The sequence below is a fragment of the Humitalea sp. 24SJ18S-53 genome (assembly GCF_050632385.1).
Classification (GTDB): domain Bacteria; phylum Pseudomonadota; class Alphaproteobacteria; order Acetobacterales; family Acetobacteraceae; genus Humitalea.
In genome coordinates this window covers 311,012-334,464 of sequence record NZ_CP192599.1, presented here as the reverse complement: position 1 = coordinate 334,464, position 23,453 = coordinate 311,012, and the positions used below count along the sequence as shown (strand labels likewise).

Annotated in this window: 22 protein-coding genes; 6 read left to right on the top strand and 16 right to left on the bottom strand. The window is 68.6% G+C overall.

Features of this window, described 5'->3' with window-relative positions; genetic code table 11:
* Positions 1-57 precede the first annotated feature (57 nt).
* The 4 genes from ACQW02_RS01595 to ACQW02_RS01580 form a co-directional block, all read right to left on the bottom strand.
* Positions 58-948, bottom strand: a complete 891-nt coding sequence (locus ACQW02_RS01595; RefSeq protein ID WP_431283529.1) for a DMT family transporter — start codon at positions 946-948, stop codon at positions 58-60.
* Positions 948-2,096 (bottom strand): nicotinate phosphoribosyltransferase, encoded by a 1,149-nt coding sequence (locus ACQW02_RS01590; protein ID WP_431283528.1) that lies wholly within the window; start codon positions 2,094-2,096, stop codon positions 948-950. Before ACQW02_RS01590 ends, ACQW02_RS01595 begins: the two co-directional genes overlap by 1 nt.
* A 10-nt stretch (positions 2,097-2,106) precedes the next feature.
* Positions 2,107-3,498, bottom strand: a complete 1,392-nt coding sequence (locus ACQW02_RS01585; RefSeq protein ID WP_431283527.1) for a class II 3-deoxy-7-phosphoheptulonate synthase — start codon at positions 3,496-3,498, stop codon at positions 2,107-2,109.
* A gap of 142 nt (positions 3,499-3,640) precedes the next feature.
* The gene (locus ACQW02_RS01580) at positions 3,641-4,606 is read right to left on the bottom strand and encodes a Gfo/Idh/MocA family protein (RefSeq protein ID WP_431283526.1); all 966 of its coding nucleotides are present in this window, start codon (positions 4,604-4,606) and stop codon (positions 3,641-3,643) included.
* 137 nt (positions 4,607-4,743) lie between these two features.
* Between ACQW02_RS01580 and ACQW02_RS01575 the strand changes: the two genes are divergently transcribed.
* Together ACQW02_RS01575 and ACQW02_RS01570 are read left to right on the top strand one after the other, a co-directional pair.
* The gene (locus tag ACQW02_RS01575) at positions 4,744-5,622 is read left to right on the top strand and encodes a 3-keto-5-aminohexanoate cleavage protein (RefSeq protein ID WP_431283525.1); all 879 of its coding nucleotides are present in this window, start codon (positions 4,744-4,746) and stop codon (positions 5,620-5,622) included.
* Positions 5,619-6,404 carry an enoyl-CoA hydratase/isomerase family protein gene (locus ACQW02_RS01570; protein WP_431283524.1) on the top strand — a complete coding sequence of 262 codons (786 nt, stop codon included), beginning with the start codon at positions 5,619-5,621 and terminating at the stop codon, positions 6,402-6,404. The genes ACQW02_RS01575 and ACQW02_RS01570 overlap by 4 nt, the downstream gene beginning before the upstream one ends.
* Here the strand turns inward: ACQW02_RS01570 and ACQW02_RS01565 are convergent.
* On the bottom strand, positions 6,401-7,114 hold the full coding sequence (locus ACQW02_RS01565; protein ID WP_431283523.1) for a DUF1028 domain-containing protein: 714 nt from the start codon (positions 7,112-7,114) through the stop codon (positions 6,401-6,403). The two genes, ACQW02_RS01570 and ACQW02_RS01565, sit on opposite strands and share 4 nt — an antisense overlap.
* A 64-nt stretch (positions 7,115-7,178) precedes the next feature.
* Here ACQW02_RS01565 and ACQW02_RS01560 point away from each other — a divergent pair, with 64 nt between their 5' ends.
* Together ACQW02_RS01560 and ACQW02_RS01555 are read left to right on the top strand one after the other, a co-directional pair.
* Positions 7,179-8,150 carry a Bug family tripartite tricarboxylate transporter substrate binding protein gene (locus ACQW02_RS01560; RefSeq protein WP_431283522.1) on the top strand — a complete coding sequence of 324 codons (972 nt, stop codon included), beginning with the start codon at positions 7,179-7,181 and terminating at the stop codon, positions 8,148-8,150.
* On the top strand, positions 8,147-8,581 hold the full coding sequence (locus ACQW02_RS01555; RefSeq protein ID WP_431283521.1) for a GNAT family N-acetyltransferase: 435 nt from the start codon (positions 8,147-8,149) through the stop codon (positions 8,579-8,581). The genes ACQW02_RS01560 and ACQW02_RS01555 overlap by 4 nt, the downstream gene beginning before the upstream one ends.
* 67 nt (positions 8,582-8,648) lie before the next feature.
* On the opposite strand, the gene ACQW02_RS01550 is transcribed toward ACQW02_RS01555, so the two are convergent.
* The 4 genes from ACQW02_RS01550 to ACQW02_RS01535 form a co-directional block, all read right to left on the bottom strand.
* Positions 8,649-9,842, bottom strand: a complete 1,194-nt coding sequence (locus ACQW02_RS01550) for a hypothetical protein (protein ID WP_431283520.1) — start codon at positions 9,840-9,842, stop codon at positions 8,649-8,651.
* A gap of 242 nt (positions 9,843-10,084) precedes the next feature.
* Positions 10,085-10,792 carry a haloacid dehalogenase type II gene (locus ACQW02_RS01545; protein ID WP_431283519.1) on the bottom strand — a complete coding sequence of 236 codons (708 nt, stop codon included), beginning with the start codon at positions 10,790-10,792 and terminating at the stop codon, positions 10,085-10,087.
* On the bottom strand, positions 10,789-11,652 hold the full coding sequence (locus tag ACQW02_RS01540; protein ID WP_431283518.1) for an isocitrate lyase/PEP mutase family protein: 864 nt from the start codon (positions 11,650-11,652) through the stop codon (positions 10,789-10,791). Before ACQW02_RS01540 ends, ACQW02_RS01545 begins: the two co-directional genes overlap by 4 nt.
* 28 nt (positions 11,653-11,680) lie before the next feature.
* Complete coding sequence (locus ACQW02_RS01535) at positions 11,681-12,643, bottom strand: Bug family tripartite tricarboxylate transporter substrate binding protein (RefSeq protein ID WP_431283517.1); 963 nt, start codon at positions 12,641-12,643, stop codon at positions 11,681-11,683.
* A 100-nt stretch (positions 12,644-12,743) separates the two neighbouring features.
* Between ACQW02_RS01535 and ACQW02_RS01530 the strand changes: the two genes are divergently transcribed.
* Complete coding sequence (locus ACQW02_RS01530; RefSeq protein ID WP_431283516.1) at positions 12,744-14,189, top strand: class I adenylate-forming enzyme family protein; 1,446 nt, start codon at positions 12,744-12,746, stop codon at positions 14,187-14,189.
* Between the two features lie 255 nt (positions 14,190-14,444).
* On the opposite strand, the gene ACQW02_RS01525 is transcribed toward ACQW02_RS01530, so the two are convergent.
* Entirely contained in the window at positions 14,445-15,368 is a 924-nt protein-coding gene (locus ACQW02_RS01525) for a homocysteine S-methyltransferase family protein (RefSeq protein WP_431283515.1), read from the bottom strand.
* 199 nt (positions 15,369-15,567) lie between these two features.
* Here ACQW02_RS01525 and ACQW02_RS01520 point away from each other — a divergent pair, with 199 nt between their 5' ends.
* On the top strand, positions 15,568-16,200 hold the full coding sequence (locus ACQW02_RS01520) for a TetR/AcrR family transcriptional regulator (RefSeq protein ID WP_431283514.1): 633 nt from the start codon (positions 15,568-15,570) through the stop codon (positions 16,198-16,200).
* On the opposite strand, the gene ACQW02_RS01515 is transcribed toward ACQW02_RS01520, so the two are convergent.
* From ACQW02_RS01515 to ACQW02_RS01490, 6 genes are read right to left on the bottom strand one after another with little or no spacing between them, the layout of a single operon-like run.
* Positions 16,193-17,140, bottom strand: coding sequence for a threonine dehydratase (locus ACQW02_RS01515; protein WP_431283513.1), 948 nt, complete (start codon positions 17,138-17,140; stop codon positions 16,193-16,195). The two genes, ACQW02_RS01520 and ACQW02_RS01515, sit on opposite strands and share 8 nt — an antisense overlap.
* The gene (locus ACQW02_RS01510; protein ID WP_431283512.1) at positions 17,137-18,387 is read right to left on the bottom strand and encodes a molybdopterin molybdotransferase MoeA; all 1,251 of its coding nucleotides are present in this window, start codon (positions 18,385-18,387) and stop codon (positions 17,137-17,139) included. Before ACQW02_RS01510 ends, ACQW02_RS01515 begins: the two co-directional genes overlap by 4 nt.
* Positions 18,375-18,875 (bottom strand): molybdopterin-guanine dinucleotide biosynthesis protein B, encoded by a 501-nt coding sequence (gene mobB, locus ACQW02_RS01505; RefSeq protein WP_431283511.1) that lies wholly within the window; start codon positions 18,873-18,875, stop codon positions 18,375-18,377. Before mobB ends, ACQW02_RS01510 begins: the two co-directional genes overlap by 13 nt.
* Before the next feature lie 4 nt (positions 18,876-18,879).
* The gene (locus ACQW02_RS01500) at positions 18,880-19,875 is read right to left on the bottom strand and encodes a formate dehydrogenase subunit gamma (protein WP_431283510.1); all 996 of its coding nucleotides are present in this window, start codon (positions 19,873-19,875) and stop codon (positions 18,880-18,882) included.
* Positions 19,875-20,471: a formate dehydrogenase FDH3 subunit beta gene (fdh3B, locus tag ACQW02_RS01495; protein ID WP_431283509.1), complete on the bottom strand. Its 597-nt coding sequence runs from the start codon at positions 20,469-20,471 to the stop codon at positions 19,875-19,877. The genes ACQW02_RS01500 and fdh3B overlap by 1 nt, the downstream gene beginning before the upstream one ends.
* 14 nt (positions 20,472-20,485) lie before the next feature.
* On the bottom strand, positions 20,486-23,437 hold the full coding sequence (locus ACQW02_RS01490) for a formate dehydrogenase subunit alpha (RefSeq protein ID WP_431283508.1): 2,952 nt from the start codon (positions 23,435-23,437) through the stop codon (positions 20,486-20,488).
* Positions 23,438-23,453 lie beyond the last annotated feature (16 nt).

Sequence of the window (23,453 nt, the reverse complement as noted above, 5' to 3'; positions counted from 1 at the left end):
ACCCCATAGAGCAGAAACCCGACCGGCGGAAACGGGTCGTCGCGCGACCCAGACCCGTCAGCGCCGAAACAGCCCCAGAAGCATCGGTGGCGGCAGCACCGCCAGCATCATCCCGGCCGAAACCAGGGCGACGCCCGCCAGCCCCGCGACGCCCAAGGGCTCACCCAGCAATGGCCATGCCGCGAGCGCCGTCATCGCCGGCACCAGGGCCGTGATGCTGGTGGTCGTGGTCGGCCCCAGCGCATTCACCGCGCGGGTAAACAGGAATCCGGCCAGCAGCACGGCCAGGATGCCCTGGTACAGGGTCTGGAAGGCGATGGCGCCCAGCGGCACCGCGGCCAGGTTGCTCGGCAGGAAGAGCCACCAGATCGGCAGGAAGACCGGGGCGGCGTAAACGGCGACGGCCATGGTCGCGGTCAGTGCCGGCACCTGCCAGCGCCGCACCAGCAGGGTATAGATCGCCCAGGACAACGATCCGCCCAGAAACAGCAAGTCACCCCGCCAGGCCCCCGGGTTCGCGCCGAAGGTATCGACGGCCAAAAGACCGATGCCCGCCGCGACCACGACCAGCGAGGCGATCCTGGTCTGGGTCCAGGCCTCGTGCATGAAGGCGGCGCCGAGGGCTGCCGACAGGAATGGCAGCATGCCCGGCAGCATCACCCCGCCATGCGACGCGGGGGCGAAGCCAAAGCCGATATAGGCCAGGATGGGGAAGCCGAAACCCGCCGTCGCCACGATCACCGCCGTCTGGCGCCACGGCAGCCGCGGCCAGCCGAACACCGCGATCAGCGGCAGCACGCCCAGGAAGGACCCGCCGTGGCGCAGCGCCGTCATATCCCAGGGGGTGAAGGCCTGGGCCGCCGAAAGCCGCCCGGTTAGAAGGAAGCCGGTCCAGACCAGCAGCACGGCAAAGGCACAGAGCAAGCCAATCCGTCGCTCGCGCCCCATCAAACTCCGCGCCGCCGATCCCCGTTCCGCCGCAACAGGAACTCGCGCCCGACCTTGACCCGCGGCTGGTCGTCGTAGGCGACGATATCGGCGGTGGCGTAGGTCTCGCCCCAGGCTTCGGGGATGAAGGACCCGGTGCCGACGACGTCGATCGGCGCCTTGGCCTCCGCCATCACCCGGCATTTCTGCACGTTGAAGCCGGAGGAAGCGACGATGCGCACCTTCGGGTAGCCAGCGGCGTCCAGCGCCTCACGCATGCGCCAGACGGCGGCGACGGACACGCCGGTGCCGACCATATGGCGCAGGTCGGTGTCGCTGCGGTAGCGGCGGATCGCCTCGGGGATGTGGCGTTCCAGCACGGCGTAGGATTCCGCCGGGTCCAGCCCCTCAAGGAACCGCCCGCCGTGGGTGTCGAGCCGGACCGCCATGCGCCCGGCGGCGGCGAGTTCTGGGAAGCGTTCGGCCACCGCCAGGCCATCCGTGACCTCACGGCCGAAATAATCGACCAGGACGGTCAGGGCCTCGTCCGGGAAGGCCTCATGGAACATCTCGGCCGCCCGCACGGTGCTGCCGGCGTAGCCGATCAGCGCATGCGGCATGGTGCCGCGCCCATGCGGTTGGTCGAAGAAATGCGCCGTCGCCTCGGTCGCATTGCCGATGAAACCCTTGGCGCCTTCCTTCTGCGCGGCCCGGCCACCGACCGATGCCGCATAGGCCATCATCTCGGCCATCTCGGCGCCGGCGCAGTGGCGCGCGTCCATCGCCAGGAACCCCACGGTCTTCAGTTCCAGGCACATCTGCCAGGCGTTGAAGGCCGCCACGCAGGGCGCGCCAAGCTTCTGCAAATACAACGTTTCAAGGTCGGCCAGCGCGGCAAACGACCCGGTCAAATAGACGATGGGATCGCCGGCGCCGACCCATTCGCCCTCCGGATGCACGAGGTCCACGTCAATCTTGACGCCACGCGCCTCGGCGACGCGCGCGATCCATTCCAGCATGATCCGCGGCGCCGACATGACCGGGCGGCGCAGGAACACGGCGTAGGTGACGGTGCAGTCACCAAAACGCTGCACCACCTGGCGGGTGCGGTTGAAGTAGACATCCGTCCGCGCCGCGATGGCGGCGTCGGACGTATCGTCAACCTTCATGCTTCTGGACTCACTGGGCCGCGACCGCGGGGCTCGCGTCATCGACCTTGCTCAGGCGCCGCGCCTTCAACTCTTCGGCGACGAGGAAGGCCAGTTCCAGCGACTGTTCGGCATTGAGCCTTGGATCGCAGAAGGTGGCGTAGTTCCCCGCCAGATCCGCTTCCGTCAGGCGATGGGCGCCACCGATGCATTCGGTCACGTCCTGCCCCGTCATCTCCACATGCACGCCCCCTGCGACCGTCCCCGCCGCGGCGTGCGCATCAAAAAATCCGCGCACCTCGTCCAGGATCGCGTCGAAGGACCGGGTCTTGTAGTCGTTGCCGGCCTTGACGGTGTTGCCGTGCATCGGGTCGCAGATCCAGGTGACCTTGCGGCCCGCGCGATGCACCGCGCGCAGCAGCGGCGGCAGTTTCTCCGCGACCTTGGTCGCCCCCATCCGGGCAATCAGGGTCAGGCGCCCAGGCTCGTTCGCCGGATTCAGGATCTCGGTCAGGCGAACCAGTTCATCCGCCTCCATCGTCGGGCCGACCTTCATCCCGATGGGATTGGCGACCCCGCGCAGGAATTCGACATGCGCGCCGTCCGGCTGGCGCGTGCGGTCGCCGATCCAGAGGAAGTGCGCGCTGACGGCGTAGTGCTTGCCGGGGTGGGTGGAGGGTTCCCGGGTCAGCGCCTGCTCATACGGCAGCAGCAGGGATTCATGGCTGGTGTAGAAGTCGGTCTCCCGCACCTCCGGCGAATTGCCCATGCCGCAGGCGCCCATGAAGCGCAGCGTCTCGTCGATGCGCTGCGCCAGGTCGTCGTAGCGCGCGGCCAGCGGGCTGCGCGCTACGAAGCCAAGGTTCCAGCGATGCACCTGGTGCAGGTCGGCATAACCACCGGTCGCCAGCGCCCGCAGGAAATTCATGGTGCCCGCGGATTGCAGGTAGGCGAATTCCATCCGCTGCGGATCCGGCACGCGGGCTTCCGCCGTGAAGGCCGGGCCGTTCACGATATCGCCGCGATAGGATGGCAGGCTGACGCCACCGACCGTTTCCGTGTCGGAGCTGCGCGGCTTGGCGAATTGCCCGGCCATGCGGCCGAGCTTCACCACCGGCAGTCCGCCGCCGAAGGTCAGCACGACAGCCATCTGCAGCAGCACGCGGAAGGTGTCGCGGATCGGGTCGGCACGGAAATCGGCAAAACCCTCGGCGCAGTCGCCGCCTTGCAGGACGAAGGCCTGGCCTTCGCCGGCCTTGGCCAGCAGCGCCTTCAGCCGGTCGGCTTCGCCGGCAAACACCAGCGGCGGAAAGGTCGCGATCCGCGCCTCCATCGTCGCCAGAGCTGCTGCATCGGGATAATCGGGCACCTGCCGGATCGGCATGCGCCGCCAGCTGTCAGGGTGCCACCCGCGAACCGTCATCGTACCAAAATCTCCGCCCGGATGAAGTTGGAACCCATCATAGCCCGATGCAGCGCCGGGCGCGACATGCCCCTGCGGCAGACCCGCCCGGCGGGCACCGGAGGGCTTGAGGAGATATCGTTACGCTATCCGCTCAGTAATGTCAGCGCCGCGCGAGCAACGCCTCGACGATCTCCTGCACCGCCAGCGCCTCCGCCAGGGTCGCCAAATCCTGCGGTTCGCCGCGTGCCATGGCGGCGACCTTGTCGAGTTGGGCGCGCATGGAGATCGGGCGCATCCGCTCATTCGGGATCGCGTCCGGGGCCGGTTCGAAGCGGCAGTCGCCGCCTCGGCGTTCGGCAAAACTCCAGTCCCGCAGGCGGATGGCGCCTGTGATCCCTTCAAGGGTCCAGAGGTTGTGGTCATCCGCCTCCGTGATGCCGACCCCGGCCGAGACAGTGACCGGCAGGCCGCCGGCGGTCAGGCTGGCGGCGACGGCGGCCTCGGAGGCACCCGCGATCGGATAGGTCGCGCGGCCGGACACGAGGTCCAGCGGCCCCAGTTCCCGCAAGGTCAGGAACAGGAAATGCGACAGCACTTCCCGGGTAAACCCGCCCTCGGCCGCCAGGGACAGCCAGGACGCCGCCCCCTGCTGCCAGCCGCGCGGCCAGGTGGCGAAGGCCGCATGGATCGACAGCGACCGCGCCTGGCCGATGCCCCCGCGCCAGGCGCGCAACTGCGCCACGGCGGGGGAGGACGCCATCGGGAAATTCACCGCCGCCCGGGCACCCTTGGCCCAGGCCACGAACGCCCGCGCCGCCGGAACGTCCGACGCCAGCGGCTTTTCCATGAACACCGCGCGCCCGGCCGCGATCGCCGCGCGCGCCAGGGGGATATGCGCGGCGGGCGGGCTTGCGATGTACAGGCAGTCACAGCTCTCGATCACCGCGGCGGCATCGGCCAGCAGCGGCACGCCCGGCGCGATCCGGCCCAGGGGTTCGGCGGCGGCGGGCGACGGATCCCAAACGCCGGACATCCGCAGCACGTCCTGGTCATGCGCCGCGACGAACCCCGCCAGGCGCTGCCCCATGATGCCGAAACCGACGATGCCGAGGCGGATGGGGGTCATGGCATTCTCCTGCACAGGCGCCGGGTGTGGCGCACCGGGGCTGGCACGCCAAGCCCCATCCCAATCGCCTGGGCGCCTTGCGCCCCCGCACGCGCCGCCGCAGGCTTGCGGCAACGCAGCAGGAGGAACCGGCCATCATGAGCCGCCCCGTCATCATCACCGCCGCCCTGACCGGGGGCGCCGACAGCGCCGGCGCCAGCCGGTTCATCCCTGTCACTCCCGAACAGATTGCAAGCGAAGCCCTCGCCGCGCGCGCCGCAGGGGCCGCGATCGTCCACATCCATGTGCGCGACCCCAAGACCGGCAAGCCGGCGCGTGACATCGCCCTGTATCGCGACGTCGTCGCCCGGATCCGCGCCGCCAAGAGCGACGTGCTGATCAACCTGACCACCGGCAGCGGCGCCCGCTACGTCCCGAACGATGAGGACCCCAGCCGCGTCGGCCCCGGCACCACCATGGCGACGCCGGAGGATCGCGTGGCGCATGTGCTGGAACTCAAGCCCGACATCTGTTCGCTCGACGTCGCGACGATGAACTTCGGCCGCCATGCCTTCGTCAACGTGCCCGACCATCTGGAACGCATGGCGACGATGATCCGCGAGGCCGGGGTCAAGCCGGAGCTTGAAGTCTTCGACCTCGGCCACGCCTGGCTGGCCAAGCACATGGCGGAGCGCGGGTTCTTCGCCGGCACGCCCTGGTTCCAACTCTGCACCGGCATTCCCTGGGGCGCGCCGGCCGATACGCGGGCGATGATCGCGCTGCTGGATGTGCTGCCCAAGGGGGCGCTCTGGTCCGGCTTCGGGATCAGCCGGCAGCAATTCCCGATGGTCGCCCAGGCGGTGATCCTGGGCGGGCACGTGCGGGTCGGGCTGGAGGACAACCTCTATCTTTCCAAGGGCGAACTCGCCCCCGGCAACGCGCCGCTGGTCACGCGCGCCGTCACCATCATCGAGGCCCTGGGCAGCAGCGTCGCCAGCCCGGCCGAAGCCCGCAGCATCCTGGGATTGAACGCATGAGCGAAGTACTGGTCACCCGCGCCGGCGGCGTCGTCACCGCCACCCTGAACCGGCCGGAACGCCGCAACGCGATGAACGCGGCCCTGGTCGCGCGGCTGGATGAACTCATCGCCTCGCTCGCCACGGACCGCGAGGCCCGCGTGCTCGTCCTGACCGGCGCCGGCGGGCATTTCTGCGCCGGGCTGGACCTAGTCGAGGTCGGTTCCGCCGAGGGCGACGCCGAAACCCGCCTGGCCGCCCAACTCGCCCGCAACCGCCGCACCGGTGAGCGCTTTGCCGCCATCGCCGCCCTGCCCCAGGTCGTCATCGCCCGCATCGAGGGCTCGGCCCATGCCGGTGGGCTTGGCTTCGTCTGCGGCGCCGACATCGCCTTTGCCTCGGCCGAGGCCCGCTTCGCCGCCCCCGAGGTCCGGCGCGGCCTGGTCGCGGCGCAGATCCTGCCCTGGATGGCGCGGCGCATGGGGCGTGCCGCGACGACCCGGATGGTGCTGGAAGGCCGCACCCTGACCGCGGCCGAGGCCCTGTCGGTCGGGCTGGTGCACGAGGTCGCCGCCGACGCCACGGCGCTGGACGCCGCCGTCGCCGCCTGCATCGCCGATGTGCTGCAGGGCGCGCCGGGTGCGCTGGCCGAGACCAAGCTGCTGCTCGCGGCCCTAGGCCCGGTCTCGCCCGACGGCTATGCCGAGGCGGGGGCCGCGTCGTTCAGCCGCTGTTCCACCGGCGATGAATCGCGCGAAGGCATCGCGGCCTTCCGGGAAAAACGCAAAGCCCGCTGGGCCTAACGCCGGAAGCGCAGGTCCAACCCCCGCGCGCGCCACTCCGCCTCATACACATCCAGGTCGATCAACCCCGCCGGGTCGGCCCGGCGTGGCGACCGCTGGAGGCCCGGGGCGCGATGGCTGCGCCATAGGGCGACCAGGCGTTCCAATTCGTCCAACGGCATCGGGTGGTCGTCGACACGCAGGTCCAGGTCACAGAAATCCTCGACCGTGGTCAGCACCATCGCGGCCGATTGCCGGCCGCGCCGATCGCCGCCCGCCGCCTGCCCGGCCTGGAGAGCGGCCATCATGCGTTCGGGCAGCGGCCGCGACACATCCCAGGCGGCGGCCGTTGCCGGCAAGACCTCTGGCCCCGCCAGCATATTGCCGGCGAAGGACACCTGCTCCCCCGGCGCATCGCCCGCCCAGTCGACGCAGTTCTGTCCTGTCCATGCCGCGGTTCGCCCGTGCCGGTCCACCGCATGGATCTGGCGGATGCCGCGCCCCTCATCGGCCGCCAGCGCCGCGGTGATCGCCTGCTGCGGCGACAGCCCGCGCGCCAGGCCATCGAGCACCGCGGGGCCCAGGTAGCGGTTCGTCATCGACTGCGTGCAGACCGCCCCCACCCCCGCCCGCACGAAGGGGCAGGAGGCACCGACCGCAAGATTGGCGGTGGTGACGGACACGGCGAAGGCGCCGGAGGCGGGGTCATGCGCGACGATGGACCAGGTCATGGATGATCCTTGCGCGGCGCGCGATCCGGTGTCACCTCACGATCAAAGAACGGAGGTTCGTCCAATGATCAAGATCACCCGCCGCGCGGCGCTCGCCGCCCCGCTGATGCTGCCCGCGCTGGCCCGCGCGCAGCCTGCCTGGCCCGACCGGCCGATCCGGCTGATCGTGCCCTTCGGCGCCGGTGGCGCGATCGACACCCTGTCCCGCACCGTGGCGCAGCGCTTCCAGGAAGTCGCCGGCCAGACGCTGGTGGTGGAGAACCGCCCCGGCGCGGGTGGCACCGTGGCCGGTGCCTTCGTCGCGCAGCAGCGGCCCGACGGGAACACCATCATGATGTGCGACGTGGGCGCGAATGCGATCGGCAAGGAGCTGATCCCCAGCCTGTCCTACGACCCGCCGACCGCCTTCACGCCGATCATCCACCTGGTGAACCTGCCGGCCGCGGTGATCATGTATCCCCAGACCCAGGTGCGCGACCTGGCCGACATGATCGCCCAGGGCAAGGCACGGCCGGATGGCTTCACCTATTCCTCGGCCGGCAATGGCAATGGCAGTCATCTGTTCATGGCGCTGCTGCTGAAGCAGGCCGGCGTCCAGATGGTGCATGTGCCTTATCGCTCGGGCGCCGAGATGGTCACCGCCCTGGTGCGCGGCGATGCGCAGTTCGGTTTCCCGACCGTATCCTCCGCATTGCAGATGGTGCGCGCGGGCAATGCCAAGGCGATCGCGATCAGCACGCCGGCGGGCACCACCGCCCTGCCCGGCATTCCGCCGGTCAGCGACACCATCCCTGGCTTCGACTGCAACGTCTGGCACGGCATCGCCGGCCCGGCCGGCATGGACCCGGCGCTGGCGCAGCGGATCAACGACGTCTTCGGCCGGATCGCCGCGATGCCGGAGGTGCAGGAGGCGATCTTCCGCACCCAGGCCGGCCGCGTCATCGGCGGAACCCCGGCCGACTTCGCCAACTTCATCCAACGCGAGGTGGTGCGCTGGACGCCGATCATCCGCGAAGGCGGCATCCGGGCGGAATGATCCGACCGGCCCTTCCTGGCGATGCCCCCGCCTGCACGGCGCTGGTCGCCGCCGCCTATACGCCCTGGATCGCGCGCATCGGCCGCGCGCCGGGGCCGATGCTGGACGACATGGCGGCCCGCATCGCCGCCGGGCAATGCTGGGTGCTGGATGACGAGGGCATCGCCGGGCTGGTGGTACTGGAAGCCAAGCCGGATGGGCTTTGGCTCGACAATGTCGCCGTCGCCCGCCCCGGTCGGGGTATCGGGCGCCAGCTCATCGACTTTGCCGAGGCCGAGGCGCAGCGCCGGGGGTATGACCGGCTGCGCCTCTATACCCATGTGCTGATGACGGAGAACCGGGCGCTCTACGCCCGGCTTGGCTATGTCGAGACGGCGCTGTTCACCGAGGCTGGGTTCGAGCGAGTGGCGATGGAGAAGCGGTTTTCCTGAACGCCGTATCCCAGGCCTTTCCTCAGTTTCTGGGGTTTCGGACAAATGCCCGGCGGGCGGCCTTGGGCTACTCGGGATAGGTCTCGCTGCCGTCCGGCGTGGCCTTGTGGAACAGGATGAATGCCAGGGGATTGCCTGGCTCGGACATCGCGTCGCTACGCTGACCCGTCACTTCTCCGGCCACGCTGCTGGTATATTCCGCCACCACTTCACCAAAACTGTTGCGCTGGATGGCCACCTTCTGCCCGGCTTCGACCTTGTCGTTGAGCTTGACCAGATGCTCGACGAGCCCGCCCTGGGTTGCCAGGATCGGGAAGGCACTATTGCCGATGAAAACAGCCACATCCTTGCCCGTACGTCCCATGGGCCCGGCGACGATGCCATGATGCTTGAGGACGTTCATCGTGCCTTCCACGAACAGGGAGATCATCCCGAGGTTCAGGACACGTGCAGCGCCGATCTCCGCGCAAAAGGCCGGGATGCCCACGTCGACAAAGGCATTGTGCAGGACCCCGGGATACACGTGATTGTCGAAGATCTGGCCGACCGGATACAGGTCTGCCATCGCCTTGATCTCCGGCACATCCATGGCGGCAATATTGAATGCGGTGACATCGAAGCCGGTGGTCCCGGTATGGAAGTCGATCGCGGCATCGGCGTTCGGCCGCAGCAGGCGGTTGAACAGGAGCCCGGCGTGGCGACTGGGCGCGGTGACGCCGTTCTCGTTCCCGGGCCATTCCCGGTTCATGTCGATCAGATCATGGCCCCGGCCAAAATTGGGCCATCTGCGCTGCATGCCTTCCAGGGCCGGGCGGGCCACGTCGGTGACGGCCATCACCGTCCCCGACATCTGCGCCGGATCGAGCTGGTTCATCACGGTCTGGACCGTATGGATGGAACTCATCTCGTCGCCATGCACGCCGCTCACCAGGACGACGCGCTTGCCGGGTCGTGCCCCCCGGGCGACCGTCACGGAGACATACCAATGCTGTCCGGTCGGCATCGCCACGCCCTGGAAATACAGAAGGTGCTTTTGCCCGGGCGCCAGGTCATTGACGTCGAGGGCGCTGACGACCTTCTTTCCCTGGATCGTATCGCCGGTATAGATCGTTGCCGGTGCCGGACCGACAGGGGAGGTCGCCGGGCCCTGGGCCTTCGCCGAACCGGCATGGGCCACAAGAGCGGCCGTTGCGCCAATCGTAGCCATTGATGCCATCATGAAATCACGGCGATCAGGGCGTTGTTCTGGCTCGCTTGGCATGATGAAGGCCTCATTCTGTAGGAAAATGACGGTCGAAAATCTGTAAATCGCCCCCCATCAAGCTGCCGATGTCACCGGCTTGCGATGTTGCCGCGCCGTTCGGCATTACCCAGGACTTTTCTTGTTATTATATAAGCTTGGACTGAGAACGCTCAGCCCAAGCGGAGGGCCGGAAGTGCACGCGGCTCTCCCCGCGACGAAGGCATCTTATCCTACACGCCTCGCCAGCGGGGGTTATTTTTTCAGCAGCCCAGCGCCTTCGCCAAGCCACCAAAATCCGGCGCCACGACCTCCCACTCCTGCTCGGCGGAAAGGTCCTTCTTCTGGCTCGGCCCGTATTCGGTCGGCCGCGCCACGAACCCCGTCTGCAGCCCGCATTTGCGCGCCGCCGCCAAATCGCTGTTGTGGGCGGCGCCCAGCATCACTTCGTTCGGCGCCAGGCCCAAAACCTCGGCGGTGCGCAGATAGGCCTGGGGGCTGGGCTTGTAGGCCTGGGCCACCTCGGCCCCCAGGATCGCGTCCCAGGGGATGCCGGCGCGCTTGGCCAGATTCAGCATCAGCGCGATGTTCCCGTTGGACAGCGGCGCGATGATGTAGCGCGTCTTCAGACGAGTCAGTCCGGCGACGACATCCGGCCAGGGGTCCAGCCGATGCCAGGCGGTGTTGAGCCAGACGCGGCGCTCCTCCGGCAGGTCGATCCCGTAATCGGCCAGCAGCGCGTCCAGGTTTTCCCGGTGCAGCACGTCCAGCCGCGTATAGGGGCGGCTGCCGTCGCGGATCGGCGCCATGGAGGGCTGGTATTTTGCTCTCCAAGCATCGGCGAAGGCGTGCGGATCGATGTCCGCGCGGCCCACCTCGGTCAGCACTTCGGCTGCTTCGCGGGCGATGCTGTTGCGCCAGTCGACGACGGTGCCGAAGACGTCGAAGACGACGGCCTTTGGGGCGCTCATTTCGCCCAACGCTTGTCGAAGTCCCAGACTTCAGGGAAGCCCATCAATTCGCACATGCGCGAAAAGCCGTAGGAATCCGCCGGCGCCAAGGTGTTGGAATCGCCGTTGGCCTTGAGGTGGCCATAGGCGCGTTCGCAGGCCGCGGACACCGCCAGGAAGCCGAGCGCCGGGTAGATCGCGATGGCATAGCCGATCTCCGCCAGGCGTGCGGCGTTCAGGATCGGCGTGCGGCCGCCTTCGACCATGTTCGCCAGCAGCGGCTTGGTCGCGGCCTTGCCGACGGCGATCATCTCGGCCTCGGTTTCGGGGCTTTCGACGAACAAAATATCGGCGCCGGCCTCGGCGTAGATCGCCATGCGGCGCAGCGCCTCATCCAGGCCCAGGCTGGTGCGGGCATCGGTGCGGGCGATGATCAGGAAGTTGGGGTCTTTGCGGGCTTCGACCGCGACCTTGATTTTCAGAGCCATGTCCTCGGCCGGGATCACGCTGCGGCCCGGGGTATGGCCGCATTTCTTCGGCATTTCCTGGTCTTCGAGCTGGATGGCGGTGATGCCCCCGGCTTCATAGCCCATCACGGTGTGGCGCACGTTCAGCAGCCCGCCATAGCCGGTATCGGCATCGGCGATGACCGGGGTCTTGGTGCCCTGGGCGATCTGGCGCATGCGGCCGACCATGTCGGAATAGGTCGCGATGCCGGCATCGGCCACGCCCAGATGGCTGGCGACGGTGCCAAAGCCGGTGGCGTAGAGGGCGGGGAAGCCCATGCCATCGGCGACCTTGGCGCTGATCATGTCGAAGACGCCGGGCGCGAGGATGAATTTTTTCTCGGCGAGCGCCTGCTTGAGGGAGGGGTGGGCCATCAGTCGATCCTTGTCTTGGTGAAATACGTCAGTTGGAACGCTCGATCCGCCCCGCCGCCACGGCTTCGGCCCAGCGCCGGTCATCGGCCTCCAGGAAGGTGGCGAAGGCGGCGGGCGGGCGCAGGTCGGGTTCCAGCCCCAGGGTCACGAAACGCTGGACCAGGGTGGGGTCGGCATAGGCGGTGGCGACCGCCGCCTGGATGCGGGCGGCAAGCTCCGGCGCCATCGATTTCGGGCCGAACATGCCGACCCAGCCGCTGATGTCATAGCCCGCGACGCCGGCTTCCTGGGCAGTCGGGACATCGGGCATCAGCGAGGTGCGGGTGGCGGTGGAGACGCAGAGCACGCGCACGCGGCCCGATTGCAGATGCGGGATGGCGCTGGCGGTGCTGGTCCAGCCGGTCGGCAGGTGGCCGGCGACGATGTCGTTCATCAGCAAGCCGCCGCCGCGGTAATAGACGTCCTGCATTTGCACCCCCGCGAGGCGGGCGAATTCGGTGCCGGCGAAGCGGGTCACGGCCTCGGTCTGGCCGAAGGCGATGCTGCCGGGGCGGGCGCGGGCGGCGGCCAGCATGCCGGCCAGGCTGTCGAAGGGCTGGGAGGTGCCGCTGACCATCACCAGGATCTGGCGGGACATCAGCGCAACCGGGGTGAAATCGCGGATGGGGTCGTAGGTCAGGTTGCCCATCGCGTATTTGTTTAGCGTATGGGTGGAGGTGACGATGCCCAAGGTGGTGCCGTCGCCATCGGCGCGGGAAATGACTTCGCTGCCGATGGCGCCATTCGCGCCGGCGCGGTTTTCCACGACGATCGGGTGGGCCAGGTGCGGGCGCATGGCTTCGACCACGGCGCGGGCCAGCACGTCGGTGCCGCCGCCGGGGGGATAGGGGACGATCACGCGGACCGGGCGGGTGGGCCAGGCGGGTTGGGCCTGGACGAGCGCGGGGGTGGCGAGCAGCGGTAGGCCGAGGATCAGCGAGCGGCGATTCATTTTGGCGGTCCTCCGAATTTGGCGGCACCCTGGCGCGGTCGCGGCGCGTCGCCAAGCCCCCGGCGGGGTGCAATGCTGACGCGGTCAGGGAGGCGATACGATGGATGTCCTGCCACGCCGCACGGCCGATGTCCTGGCGCCGCATGTCGCGGCACGGCCCGATGCCGTGGCGCTGGTGGGTGAGGCAGGCGCGCTGACCTGGGTGGATCTGGCCGGGGCGGTGACGGATACCGCACGGCGCCTGGTCGCGATGGGGGTGCGCGGCGGCGACCGGGTGATGATCCTGGGCGAGAACGAACCCACCATGGCGGTGCTGCTGCTGGCCTGCAGCCGGATCGACGCCTGGGCCATCCCGCTGAACGCCCGGCTGACGGCGCGGGAGGTTGCGGATATCCGTGAGCACTCCGGCGCGCGCGTCGTGTTTTTCTGCACGGGGGCCAGCCCGGCGGCGGCGCGGCATGCGGGGGATGCGCCGGTGGTGTGGGATGGGGTGCGGGCCTCGGCCGTGGATGAGGCCGCGGTGGCCGAGGCGGTGTGGGACGACCCGGCGAAGCAATGCGCGGCGTTGATCTATACGTCTGGAACGACGGGTCGGCCCAAGGGCGTGATGCTGTCGCATCGCTCGCTGCTGTTCATGGCGGCGATGGGGGCGAAGGTGCGCGGCTGGCGGACAGATGACGTGATGTATGGCGTGCTGCCGATGAGCCACGTGTTTGGGCTGGCCAATATGCTGTTGGGCGGGTTGCTGGCCGGGGCGACGATCCGCCTGGTGCCGCGCTTCGACCCCGATGCGATGCTGGCGGCGATCGCCCGGGATGTGTCGGTCATCCAGGGCGTGCCGGCGATTTTTTCGCGGCTGCTGGCGCGGATCGCGGGGCCCGCGGCGGCGCCGCGGCTACGGGTGCTGTCCTGCGGCGGGTCGCCGATGGACCCCGCGGTGCAGCAGGGGTTGCGGCGCGTGTTCGGGCTGCTGCCGCACAATGGCTATGGGCTGACCGAGGCGGGGCCGACCATCAGCCAGACCCGCGAACCGCGCGACGATCTGTCGACCGGCCCGATCATGGAGGGTGTCGAGGCACGCATCGCCCCGGATGGGGAGATCGAGGCGCGCGGCCCGGGTATCATGCTGGGGTATTACCGCGACCCGGCGGCGACGCGGGCGGCCTTCACCCCGGACGGGTTCTTGCGCACGGGCGACCTGGGGCGGATCGACGACGAGGGGCTGCTGTGGCTGGTCGGGCGGTCGCGCGAATTGATCATCCGCAGCGGCTTCAACGTGCACCCGGCCGAGGTCGAGGCGGTGATCGCGACCTGCCCCGGCGTGGAACAGGTCGCGGTGGTGGGGCGGCCGGTGGCGGGCAATGAGGAGGTGGTGGCCTTCTTCACCGGCGACGCCGATCCCGCCGCACTTGCGGCGCATGCGGCGGCGGGGCTGGCGCCCTACAAGCGCCCGACCCGCTGGGAACGGCTGGAGGCGATGCCCGCCAGCGGCACCGGCAAGGTGCTGAAGCACCGGTTGGCGGCGATGGCGCGGGGGTTGGCGTGAAGAATTGGGGAAGTTGCGCCGTGGAAGGGGCTTCGCCCCCTCCACACCTCCCCCACCAAGGGGCCGTGGCCCCTTGGAACCCACGGTATTTGGCAAAATAAAGGGAGGGGCATCAAGGTCGCTCCCCTGATCAAGCGCGCTCCATGCCCCTCCCTTTATTTTGCCAATACATCACGCCGGTCCAGGGGCGGCGCCCCCTGGTGGGGAGAGTTTGAGAGGGGCGAAGCCCCTTTCAAGGCACAACCTGCCCAATCCTCACAAACACGCCTCGCAGATCGCGGCGAGGTGGCGGTGGTCGGTGCCGCAACAGCCGCCCATGATCCGCATCGACGGCAGGGTGCGGCGCAGGTCGCGGTAGTGGCGGCCGAGGTCCACGGGGTCGCCGGCGTCCAGGGTTTCGCTCTCGTCCAACTCGGCGTGTGACTTGGTCGAGGCATTGGCGCGGATGCCGAGGATGCGGTCGCGCCAATCGCCTTCACCGAAGCTCGCGGCCAGGTGCGTCGGGTGGGCGCAGTTCACCATGAAATAGGCGGCCGCGCCGTTGGTGGCTGCGTCCACCGACTCGATCGCGTCGCGCAGGCTGCGGCCGGTGACCAGGCGGCCATCGGTCTCCAAGGTGAAGGAGATGGCGCAGGGGATGTCCTGCGCGCTGGCGGCGCGGATGATGCCGGTGGCCTCGTCGGGGTTGGTAAGGGTGAAGGCGGTGACCATGTCGGCCTCGGTCGCGGCGAAGGTGGCGATCTGGGTGGCATGGTAGTCCTCGGCTTCGGCGGCGCTCATGCGCCCGGCCTTGTAGCCGTCGCCGCGGGGACCGATCGCGCCGCTGATGACGCAGGGGATGGCATGGTCGCGCCGGAGGTCGAGCAGCAGGTCGATGGCGTCCTCGTTCACCTCCGCCAGTGCCTCCGGCCCGAAGCCGAGCAGCGCGCCCCAGTCGGGATTGGCGCGCCAGGTCGCGGAATCGAGGATGAAACCGGTGCCGTGCTGGCGCGCGATGTCGAGGTAGCGGGCGTAGTAGCGCCACAGCGCCTCGCGCCCCGATTTGCTGGTGAGCAGCACGAAGGCAGCGAAATGCGGCAGGTCCAGGCCTTCGTGGAAGATGAGGGTGGTTTCCATGCCGCCATCGGTCAGGAAGGTGCCGCCATCGAGTTGCGGCAGGTGGTCGCGATAGAGGGCCATGATCGGTCTCCCTGTGCTGGTGATGCCCGGAGTCTTGCCGATGGGGGCGGTACAGACCTAGCCGATCAATGGTCCAGCATGCCGAAAATTCTTGATTTCCCTGTGCGATCAATGAATTCAGCGTCGTTTCGAGGCTATGCAGACGCGCCCGATGCGGCGCCCGCGCGCAAAAACCAGACCGCCGGTACAGGAGCAGGCCATGACCAAGGGTGACGAGACGCGCAAGCGCATCCTGGACATCGCGCAGGACTCGGTGCTGGCGAAGGGATTTGGCGCGACCTCGATCGAGGAGATCATCGCCGCGACCGACCTGACCAAGAGCGGCTTCTTCTACCATTTCAAAAGCAAGAACGACTTGGCGAAGGCGCTGCTCGCCCGTTACGTCGATGAGGACGAGCGGATCTACGACGAGCTTTTTGGCCGCGCACGGGCGCTGATGGACGATCCGTTGCAGGCCTTCCTGCTGGGGCTGACCTTGCTGGCCGAGGTCTTCGCCGATCTGCCGAACCGGCATCCGAGATGCCTGGTCGCGACCAGTTGCTATTATGATCGCATCTTCGACCGCGAGATCCAGGAGATCAACCGCCAGGCGGCACTGCAATGGCGGCAGCGCTTTCGCGCCACATTCGACGAGATCGCGGCGCATTACGAACCGCACCAGCCGATCGACCTGGATCACCTGGCGGATATGGTCTCGGCGGTGATGGAGGGCGGCATCATGATGTCGAAGGCGTTGAAGGAACCGGCCGTCCTGCAACAGCAGGTGCTGGTGCTGCGCGACATGGTGAAGCTGTTGTTCGCGCCGACGCCGCCGTTGCGCGCGGTCAGGTGATCCAGGTGCGGAACAGCGCCAGGTCGATATTGCCGCCGCAGAGGATGACAGCGACTTTCTTGCCACGCATCGCGTCGCGTTCCTGCATCAGCGCGGCCAGAGGCGCGGCGCCCGCGCCTTCCGCCAAGTTGTGCGTGTCGGTCCAATAGGCGGCGATGGCGGCGCCGACCTCGGCGTCCGTGACCTGCACGATGCGCGCGATGCCGTGCTGGATCATGGCAAAAGCTTCGGCGTCCGGCATGCGCGTCGCCATGCCATCGGCGCGGGTTTCGGCAGCGGGTGTGGTGACGACATGGCCCGCCGCGAGGGAGAGGGCGTAGGACGGGGCGCCGGTGGATTGCACGCCGATGATCTCGGTTTTCCGGCCCAATGCGTCGCGGGCCAGGATGCAGCCGCAGGCGCCGGAACCCATGCCAATGGGCACGTAGATCGCGTCGAGGTCGGGCACGGCTTGCAGCAGTTCGACGGCATAGGTCGCGACACCAAGCACCAGGTCGCGGTGGAAGGAGGGCACCATTTCCAACCCGCGTTCGGCGGCGATGCGCCCGGCCTCGATGCGGGCGGCGTCGAAATCATTGCCGTGTTCGATAAGTTCCGCGCCGAGGGCGCGCATGGCGGCATTCTTCTCGGTGGAATTGCCCTGGGGGACGAGGATGGTGACCGGCACGTTGTGGCGGCGGCCCGCAAAAGCGAGGCTCTGGCCGTGGTTGCCCCGGGTGGCGGAGATCAGCCCGGCGACCCCGGGCCGTTCGCGCGCGCAGCGATCGACATAGACCAGCCCGCCCCGCACCTTGAAGGCGCCGGTGGGGGTGTGGTTTTCGTGCTTCACCCAGACCTCGGTCCCGACGCGCGCGGCCAGCAGCGGCCAGGCGTATTGCGGGGTCGGCGGCATGGCCGCACCCACGATGCGGCGGGCGTGGTCCAGGTCGTCCAGGGTCATGCAAATACCGCGGCAAAAGGGAGCACGCGCAGGGCATCGCCGGGCGTGACGGAAAGGCTGTCCTCGGGCAGTTCGGCAAAGCCGTCCGACCCGGTCAGGGAGGAGAGCAGCCCGGCCCCTTCCCGCGCGAATTTGACCGCCCGCAACGCGGTGCCATCGTCGCGCAGGGTGACGCGCACGTATTCGCGCCGCCCGGGCTTCTTGCGATAGGCGAAATCGGCGACGGCGGGCACGCGCAGCAGCGGCACGGGGGCGGCCCCGGCCAGGCGCAGGATCAGCGGCCGGGCCAGGTGCAGGAAGGTCACGATGGCCGCGACGGGATTGCCAGGCAGGCCCACGACCGGGGTGCCGGCGACGACGCCCATGGCGGCGGGGCGGCCGGGCTTGATGGCCAGGCGCCAGAAGACCAGGCGGCCCGCGGCCTCGATCGCGGTGCGCACGTGGTCTTCCTCACCAGCGCTGACGCCGCCGGTGGTCAGCAGCAGGTCGTGGTCGGCGGCGGCGGTATGCAGGGCTTCCTGGGTGGCGCCGGCGCGGTCGGCCAGGATGCCGAGGTCGGTGGCGACGACCGGCAGGCGCGCCAGCAGCGCGAGCAGCATGAAGCGGTTGCTGTCGAAGGTCTGCGCCGGGCCGAGGGCGCTGCCGGGATCGGCCAGTTCGTCGCCGGTCGAGAAGACGCCGACGCGCACCGGGGCGGTGACGGGCAGGCTGGCAAAACCCAGGGCGGCAGCCAGGGCGATTTCGGCCGGGCCGAGGCGGCAACCGGCCGGCAGGGCGCGGGCGCCCGCGCAAAAATCCTCGCCGGCGGGGCGGGCATTGGCGCCGGGTTTCAGGCCGGGGGGGATCAGCACGCCGGTCGCGTCGTCGGTTGTGTCTTCCTGCATCGCGACGGTTTCGGCGCCCGCGGGCATGGGCGCGCCCGTGAAAACGCGGGCGGCGGTGCCGGGGGGCAGAGGGGCGGCGTTCTGGCCGGCGGCGATGCGGGCGGCGATGGGCAGGCGGGTGGCGGTGCCCGGGGTCAGCGAGGCATGGGCAAAGGCGTAACCATCGACCGCGCTATTGGCGAAGGGCGGTAGCGGCCGTGGGGCGACCAGGTCCTCGGCCAGGATGGCGCCCGTGGCCTGGGCCAGCGGCACCTGGCGGATGCCGCCCAGCGGGGCGATGCGTTCGCCGATCAGCGCCGCCGCCGCATCCACCGACAGCAGCGGCCCGCCGAAGGCGAAGCAGTCGTCGGTCAGTTGGGCCATGGCACGGCATGGCGCAGGATCAGGTCGGCGATAGCGGCGATGTCGTCGATCCCGGCCTGCGGCAGCGCGACCGGGGCGGGTGTGTCGGCGGCGATGGCGCGGATCATCGGGTCGTCCGGGCAAAGCCAGGGCTTTTCATTGGCCGCGCGAAACACCTCGATCTTTGGGTGGGTGTCGCGCTTGAAGCCCTCGACGATGACAAGGTCCACCGGATCCAGCCGTTGCAGCAGGTCGCGCAAGGGCGGTTCCGGGGCGCCGCGCAATTCGGTCATCAGCGCCCAGCGATTGGCCGATGAGACCAGCACCTGGCGTGCGCCGGCCTGCCGGTGCGTGTGGCTGTCCTTGCCCGGGAGGTCGACATCAAACGCATGATGCGCGTGCTTGAGCGTGGAGACAGAAACCCCGCGCTGCCCCAATTCGGGGATGAGGCGGGCGAGCAAGGTGGTCTTGCCCGCGCCGCTCCAACCCGCCAGTCCGATCAGTCGCAAGGGATCAGCCGGCACTCGCCGCGCCGGCGGCCCCGTCGATGGTCACGCGCGCCTTGGCCAGTTCCTGGTCAACCCACATGTCGTGGTGCATGCGCGCCCAGTTGTAGTCCACCTGGCCGGTGCCCATGGCGTCGAAGGCGCCCTCCATCCCGATGGAGCCGATGTAGATATGCGCCAGGATGGCCGCGATCATCAGCACCGACAGCACGGCGTGGATGGCATGGGCCAGTTGCATGCCCTCGATATTGGTCCAGGCGAAGGGGAAGATCAGGAAGTAGCCGGAGACGGCGACGGCAGCACCGCCCAGCACCACCATCCAGAAGACCATCTTCTGGCCCGCGTTGAAGCGGCCGGAGGGCGGGTGGGCGTTGCCGATGATGCCGCCGCCCGCCTTGATCCAGGCGAAGTCCATCCTGTTGGGGATGTTGTCCTTGACCCAGAGCAGGAACATCAGCGCGATGCCGAGGGTGAAGGGGAAGGAGAGGAAGTTGTGGGCGATCTTGCCCCAATGCGTCGCCTCGGCGAAAGCCGCCGGGCCGAAGAGCGGCAGGAGCAGGTGCCGCCCGAAGGTCAGGTTCAGCCCCGACAGCCCGAGCACGATGAAGCAGGAGGCGACGAGCCAGTGGTTGGCGCGTTCGAACCAGTTGAAGCGCTGTAGGGTACGCCCGGACGGCCCGCCCTCGATCGGGATGCGGCCGCGCGTCATGTAGAAGACGAGCAGCACGGCGATCATGCCGACGATGGCGATCCCGGCCACCCAGACCAGGGTCACGTTGTGGAATTGCCGCCAGTCGCGGCCGGCGGGCTGGATCAGGTCACCCGCGCGGGTGTTCGGGATGGTGACGCGGCCCTGGATGATGTCGCCACGCAGCGCGGCCTGGAGTTCCAATTCGGCGGCCGAAAGCTGGCCGCGATCGTTGAAGGGCGTCGGCGCCGGCTGCGCGGTCGCGGCCCCGAGCGGCAGCGCCAGCAGGGCCAGGATGAGGAGAAGCTTGCGCATCACACCCGCACCTCTTCCCGATAGGCGGTGCGCCAGCCCCAGGCGCCCGAGCCATAGCCGCGCGTCTGCACGCGTTCGCGGTAGATGCTGGCGATGATGTCGCCGTCACCGGCGAGCAGCGCCTTGGTCGAGCACATTTCCGCGCAGAGCGGCAGCTTGCCCTCCGCGATGCGGTTCGCGCCGTATTGGATCCATTCGGCCTGGCTGTTGTCGGCCTGCGGGCCGCCGGCGCAGTAGGTGCATTTGTCCATCTTGCCGCGCCCGCCGAAATTGCCGACGCGCGGGTATTGGGGCGCGCCGAACGGGCAGGCATAAAAACAATAGCCGCAGCCGATGCAGGTGTCCTTGTCATGCAGCACGATCGCATCGGCGGTCGTGTAGAAACAGGATGTGGGACAGACCGCGGCACAGGGCGCGTCGGTGCAATGCATGCAGGCCATGGAGATCGAACGCTCACCCGGCCGGCCATCGTTGATGGTGACGACGCGGCGGCGGTTGATGCCCCAGGGCACCTCGTTCTCGTTCTTGCAGGCGGTGACGCAGGCGTTGCATTCGATGCAGCGATCCGCGTCGCAGAGGAATTTCATGCGGGCCATTGTTCTATCCCCTCTCAGGCCGACGCGCGGATCTGGCAGATTGTGACCTTGGTTTCCTGCATGAAGGTCACCGGATCGTAGCCATAGGTTGTGACGGCATTGACGCTTTCGCCCAGCACGATCGGATCGGTGCCTTGCGGATACTTGCCGCGCTGGTCATCGCCCATGAACCAGCCGGCGAAGTGGAAGGGCATGAAGGCGACGCCGGGGCCGACGCGTTCGGTCACCAGCGCCTTCATCCGGGTCCAGCGATTGGCCGGCATTTCAGGGCCGCGCACCTGCACCCATTGCCCATCGCGGATGTTGCGGGCGGCGGCATCGCGCGGGTTGATCTCCACGAACATGTCCTGCTGCAATTCGGCCAGCCAGCGGTTGGAGCGGGTTTCCTCGCCGCCGCCCTCGTATTCCACGAGGCGGCCGGAGGTGAGGATGACCGGGTAGTCGGCCGCGACCACCGGGCTGCGCGCCTGCACCGTGGTGCCGAGATGCGGCAGGCGGAAGCCGCGCCGGTCCGGCAGGGTCGGGTATTGCGCGATCAGGTCGTTGCGCGGGGTGTAGATCGGTTCGCGATGCACCGGCACGGGGTCGGGCAGGTTCCAGGCATTGGCCCGCGCCTTGCCATTCCCATAGGGGATGCAGCCGTGTTCCATCGCCACGCGCATGACGCCGCCCGACAGGTCGGTGGCCCAGGAGGCGGTGCCGCCCTGGCGTGCGATCTGCGCCTTTTCCGCCGCCGTCAGGTCGTCGAACCAGCCCAGGCGCTGCAATACCGCCGTGGTGAATTCCGGATAGCCGTCCTGGATTTCGGACCCCAGCGTGTAGGAACGTTCGGCCAGCAGGGTCTGGCCATTGCGTTCCACGCCAAAGCGGGCGCGGAAGGTGCTGCCGCCGTTCTTCACATGCAGGCTGGTGTTGTAGAGCACATGCGTGCCCGGGTGCTTCTGTTCCGGCGTGCCCCAGCAGGGCCAGGGCAGGCCGTAGAACTCATTGGCGACGGGGCTGCCGGCGGCGCCGCGCAGGGACACCAGGTCGAACTTGTCCTGGTTGGCCATGTGCAGGCGCAGGCGTTCGGGCGACTGGCCGGTGTAGCCGGTGCTCCAGCAGCCGCGGTTGATCTCGCGCAGGATGCTTTCCGAGGTGGGCGCGTTGTTGCGGATCTCGAAGCCCTTGGTGACGTCGCGCTGCATGCGGAAGGTCATGTTCCGGCGCTCGGCGGCCGTGTCGATCGCGCCCATCAGGCGATGCAGGGATTCGTAGTCGTCCTTCGATTCGAAGATCGGATCGACCACCTTCTCACCCCATTGGATGGAGCGGTTGGAGGAGGTGCGGCTGCCCGAGGTTTCGAACTGCGTGCAGGCCGGCAGCAGGTAGGTGCCGTTGCGGCGGTTGGCGAGCACGGCAAACGTCGTCGGGTGGGGGTCGGCGACGACCAGCAGGTCCAGCGCCTCCAGCCCCTTCACCGCTTCGGGCATGCGGGTGACGGTATTGCCGCCATGGCCCCAGACCATCATGCCCTTCACGGAATCGCGCTGGGCGACGTAGTTCTCGCTGCCGGCGGGGCGGGCGCCGAGGCCGGGCATGGTCACCGCATCGAAGTAGCGGGTGGTGGGGATGCCCGGCATTTCCATCATCGCCGGGCTGTCGAAGCGCGCGACCATGGATTCGTAGGACACATCCCAGACGCGCGACCAATGGCGCCAGGCATTCGCGTCCAGCCCGTAGTAGGCCGGCAGGGTGGTGACATCGAGCCCGAAGTCCGTGGCCCCTTGCACGTTGCAATGGCCGCGGAAGATATTGGCGCCCGTGCCTTCCTTGCCGACGTTGCCGGTGGCCAGCAGCAGGATGCAATAGGCGCGGACATTGGCGGTGCCGACCGTCTTCTGGGTCGCGCCCATGCACCAGATCAGGGTGGCGGGCTTTTGGGTGGCGATCATCTCGGCCACCTTGCGCATCTGCGCCTCGGGCACGCCGGCGACGCGTTCGACTTCGGCAGGCGTCCATTTGGCGACTTCGGTGCGGACATCTTCCATGCCGTTCACGCGGGTCGCGATGAATTCGCGGTCTTCCCAGTTGTTGGCAAAGATGTGCCAGAGCAGGCCCCAGATGATGGGGATGTCGGTGCCCGGGCGGATGCGCATGAATTCGGTCGCATGGGCCGCGGTGCGGGTGAAGCGCGGGTCGATGACGACGAGGTTCGAGCGCTGCTGTTCCTTGCCCGCCAGCACGTGCTGCAAGGAGACCGGATGCGCCTCGGCCGGGTTGCCGCCCATGATGACCATGGTCTTGGCATTGCGGATGTCGTTGTAGGAATTCGTCATCGCGCCGTAGCCCCAGGTATTGGCCACGCCCGCGACGGTCGTCGAATGGCAGATACGCGCCTGGTGGTCGACCGAATTGGTCCCCCAAAAAGCCGCCATCTTGCGGAACAGATAGGCGCCTTCATTGCTGAACTTGGCGCTGCCGAGCCAGAACACGCTGTCCGGGCCGCTGGCCTGGCGGATCGCCATCAGCCGGTCGCCGATCTCGGCGAGCGCCGTGTCCCAGGACAGGCGCTGCCACTGACCATCGACCAGCTTCATCGGGTATTTGATGCGGCGGTCGCCATGCACCAGCTCGCGCACCGAGGCGCCCTTGGCGCAATGCGTGCCGCGGTTGATGGGCGATTCCCAGGCGGGTTCCTGGCCGACCCAGACGCCGTTCTGCACTTCGGCGATGACCGTGCAGCCGACCGAGCAATGCGTGCAGATGTTTTTGACGCGGGTGACGGGCAGGGCGAAGTTGGTCGGCCCGGCGGCGGCCTGGCGCACATTGGACAGCGGGATCGCGCCCAGCCCGGCCAGGACGCCGCCGGTGACGCCGGCTTGTTTCAGGAAGGACCGGCGGTCGAGGCCGCCGGAGGACAGGCCCTCATAGGCCGCGGCAAGCCGGGCGCGGGTGGCGGTGCGGTCGGAGCGCTTGATCAGCATGGCGGGTTGCTCCCGG

Coding starts and splice junctions, on each gene's coding strand:
- ACQW02_RS01595 (WP_431283529.1), bottom strand. CDS start 948: ATGGGGCGCGAGCGACGGATTGGCTTGCTCTGTGCCTTTGCCGTGCTG.
- ACQW02_RS01590 (WP_431283528.1), bottom strand. CDS start 2,096: ATGAAGGTTGACGATACGTCCGACGCCGCCATCGCGGCGCGGACGGAT.
- ACQW02_RS01585 (WP_431283527.1), bottom strand. CDS start 3,498: ATGACGGTTCGCGGGTGGCACCCTGACAGCTGGCGGCGCATGCCGATC.
- ACQW02_RS01580 (WP_431283526.1), bottom strand. CDS start 4,606: ATGACCCCCATCCGCCTCGGCATCGTCGGTTTCGGCATCATGGGGCAG.
- ACQW02_RS01575 (WP_431283525.1), top strand. CDS start 4,744: ATGAGCCGCCCCGTCATCATCACCGCCGCCCTGACCGGGGGCGCCGAC.
- ACQW02_RS01570 (WP_431283524.1), top strand. CDS start 5,619: ATGAGCGAAGTACTGGTCACCCGCGCCGGCGGCGTCGTCACCGCCACC.
- ACQW02_RS01565 (WP_431283523.1), bottom strand. CDS start 7,114: ATGACCTGGTCCATCGTCGCGCATGACCCCGCCTCCGGCGCCTTCGCC.
- ACQW02_RS01560 (WP_431283522.1), top strand. CDS start 7,179: ATGATCAAGATCACCCGCCGCGCGGCGCTCGCCGCCCCGCTGATGCTG.
- ACQW02_RS01555 (WP_431283521.1), top strand. CDS start 8,147: ATGATCCGACCGGCCCTTCCTGGCGATGCCCCCGCCTGCACGGCGCTG.
- ACQW02_RS01550 (WP_431283520.1), bottom strand. CDS start 9,842: ATGCCAAGCGAGCCAGAACAACGCCCTGATCGCCGTGATTTCATGATG.
- ACQW02_RS01545 (WP_431283519.1), bottom strand. CDS start 10,792: ATGAGCGCCCCAAAGGCCGTCGTCTTCGACGTCTTCGGCACCGTCGTC.
- ACQW02_RS01540 (WP_431283518.1), bottom strand. CDS start 11,652: ATGGCCCACCCCTCCCTCAAGCAGGCGCTCGCCGAGAAAAAATTCATC.
- ACQW02_RS01535 (WP_431283517.1), bottom strand. CDS start 12,643: ATGAATCGCCGCTCGCTGATCCTCGGCCTACCGCTGCTCGCCACCCCC.
- ACQW02_RS01530 (WP_431283516.1), top strand. CDS start 12,744: ATGGATGTCCTGCCACGCCGCACGGCCGATGTCCTGGCGCCGCATGTC.
- ACQW02_RS01525 (WP_431283515.1), bottom strand. CDS start 15,368: ATGGCCCTCTATCGCGACCACCTGCCGCAACTCGATGGCGGCACCTTC.
- ACQW02_RS01520 (WP_431283514.1), top strand. CDS start 15,568: ATGACCAAGGGTGACGAGACGCGCAAGCGCATCCTGGACATCGCGCAG.
- ACQW02_RS01515 (WP_431283513.1), bottom strand. CDS start 17,140: ATGACCCTGGACGACCTGGACCACGCCCGCCGCATCGTGGGTGCGGCC.
- ACQW02_RS01510 (WP_431283512.1), bottom strand. CDS start 18,387: ATGGCCCAACTGACCGACGACTGCTTCGCCTTCGGCGGGCCGCTGCTG.
- ACQW02_RS01500 (WP_431283510.1), bottom strand. CDS start 19,875: ATGCGCAAGCTTCTCCTCATCCTGGCCCTGCTGGCGCTGCCGCTCGGG.
- fdh3B (WP_431283509.1), bottom strand. CDS start 20,471: ATGGCCCGCATGAAATTCCTCTGCGACGCGGATCGCTGCATCGAATGC.
- ACQW02_RS01490 (WP_431283508.1), bottom strand. CDS start 23,437: ATGCTGATCAAGCGCTCCGACCGCACCGCCACCCGCGCCCGGCTTGCC.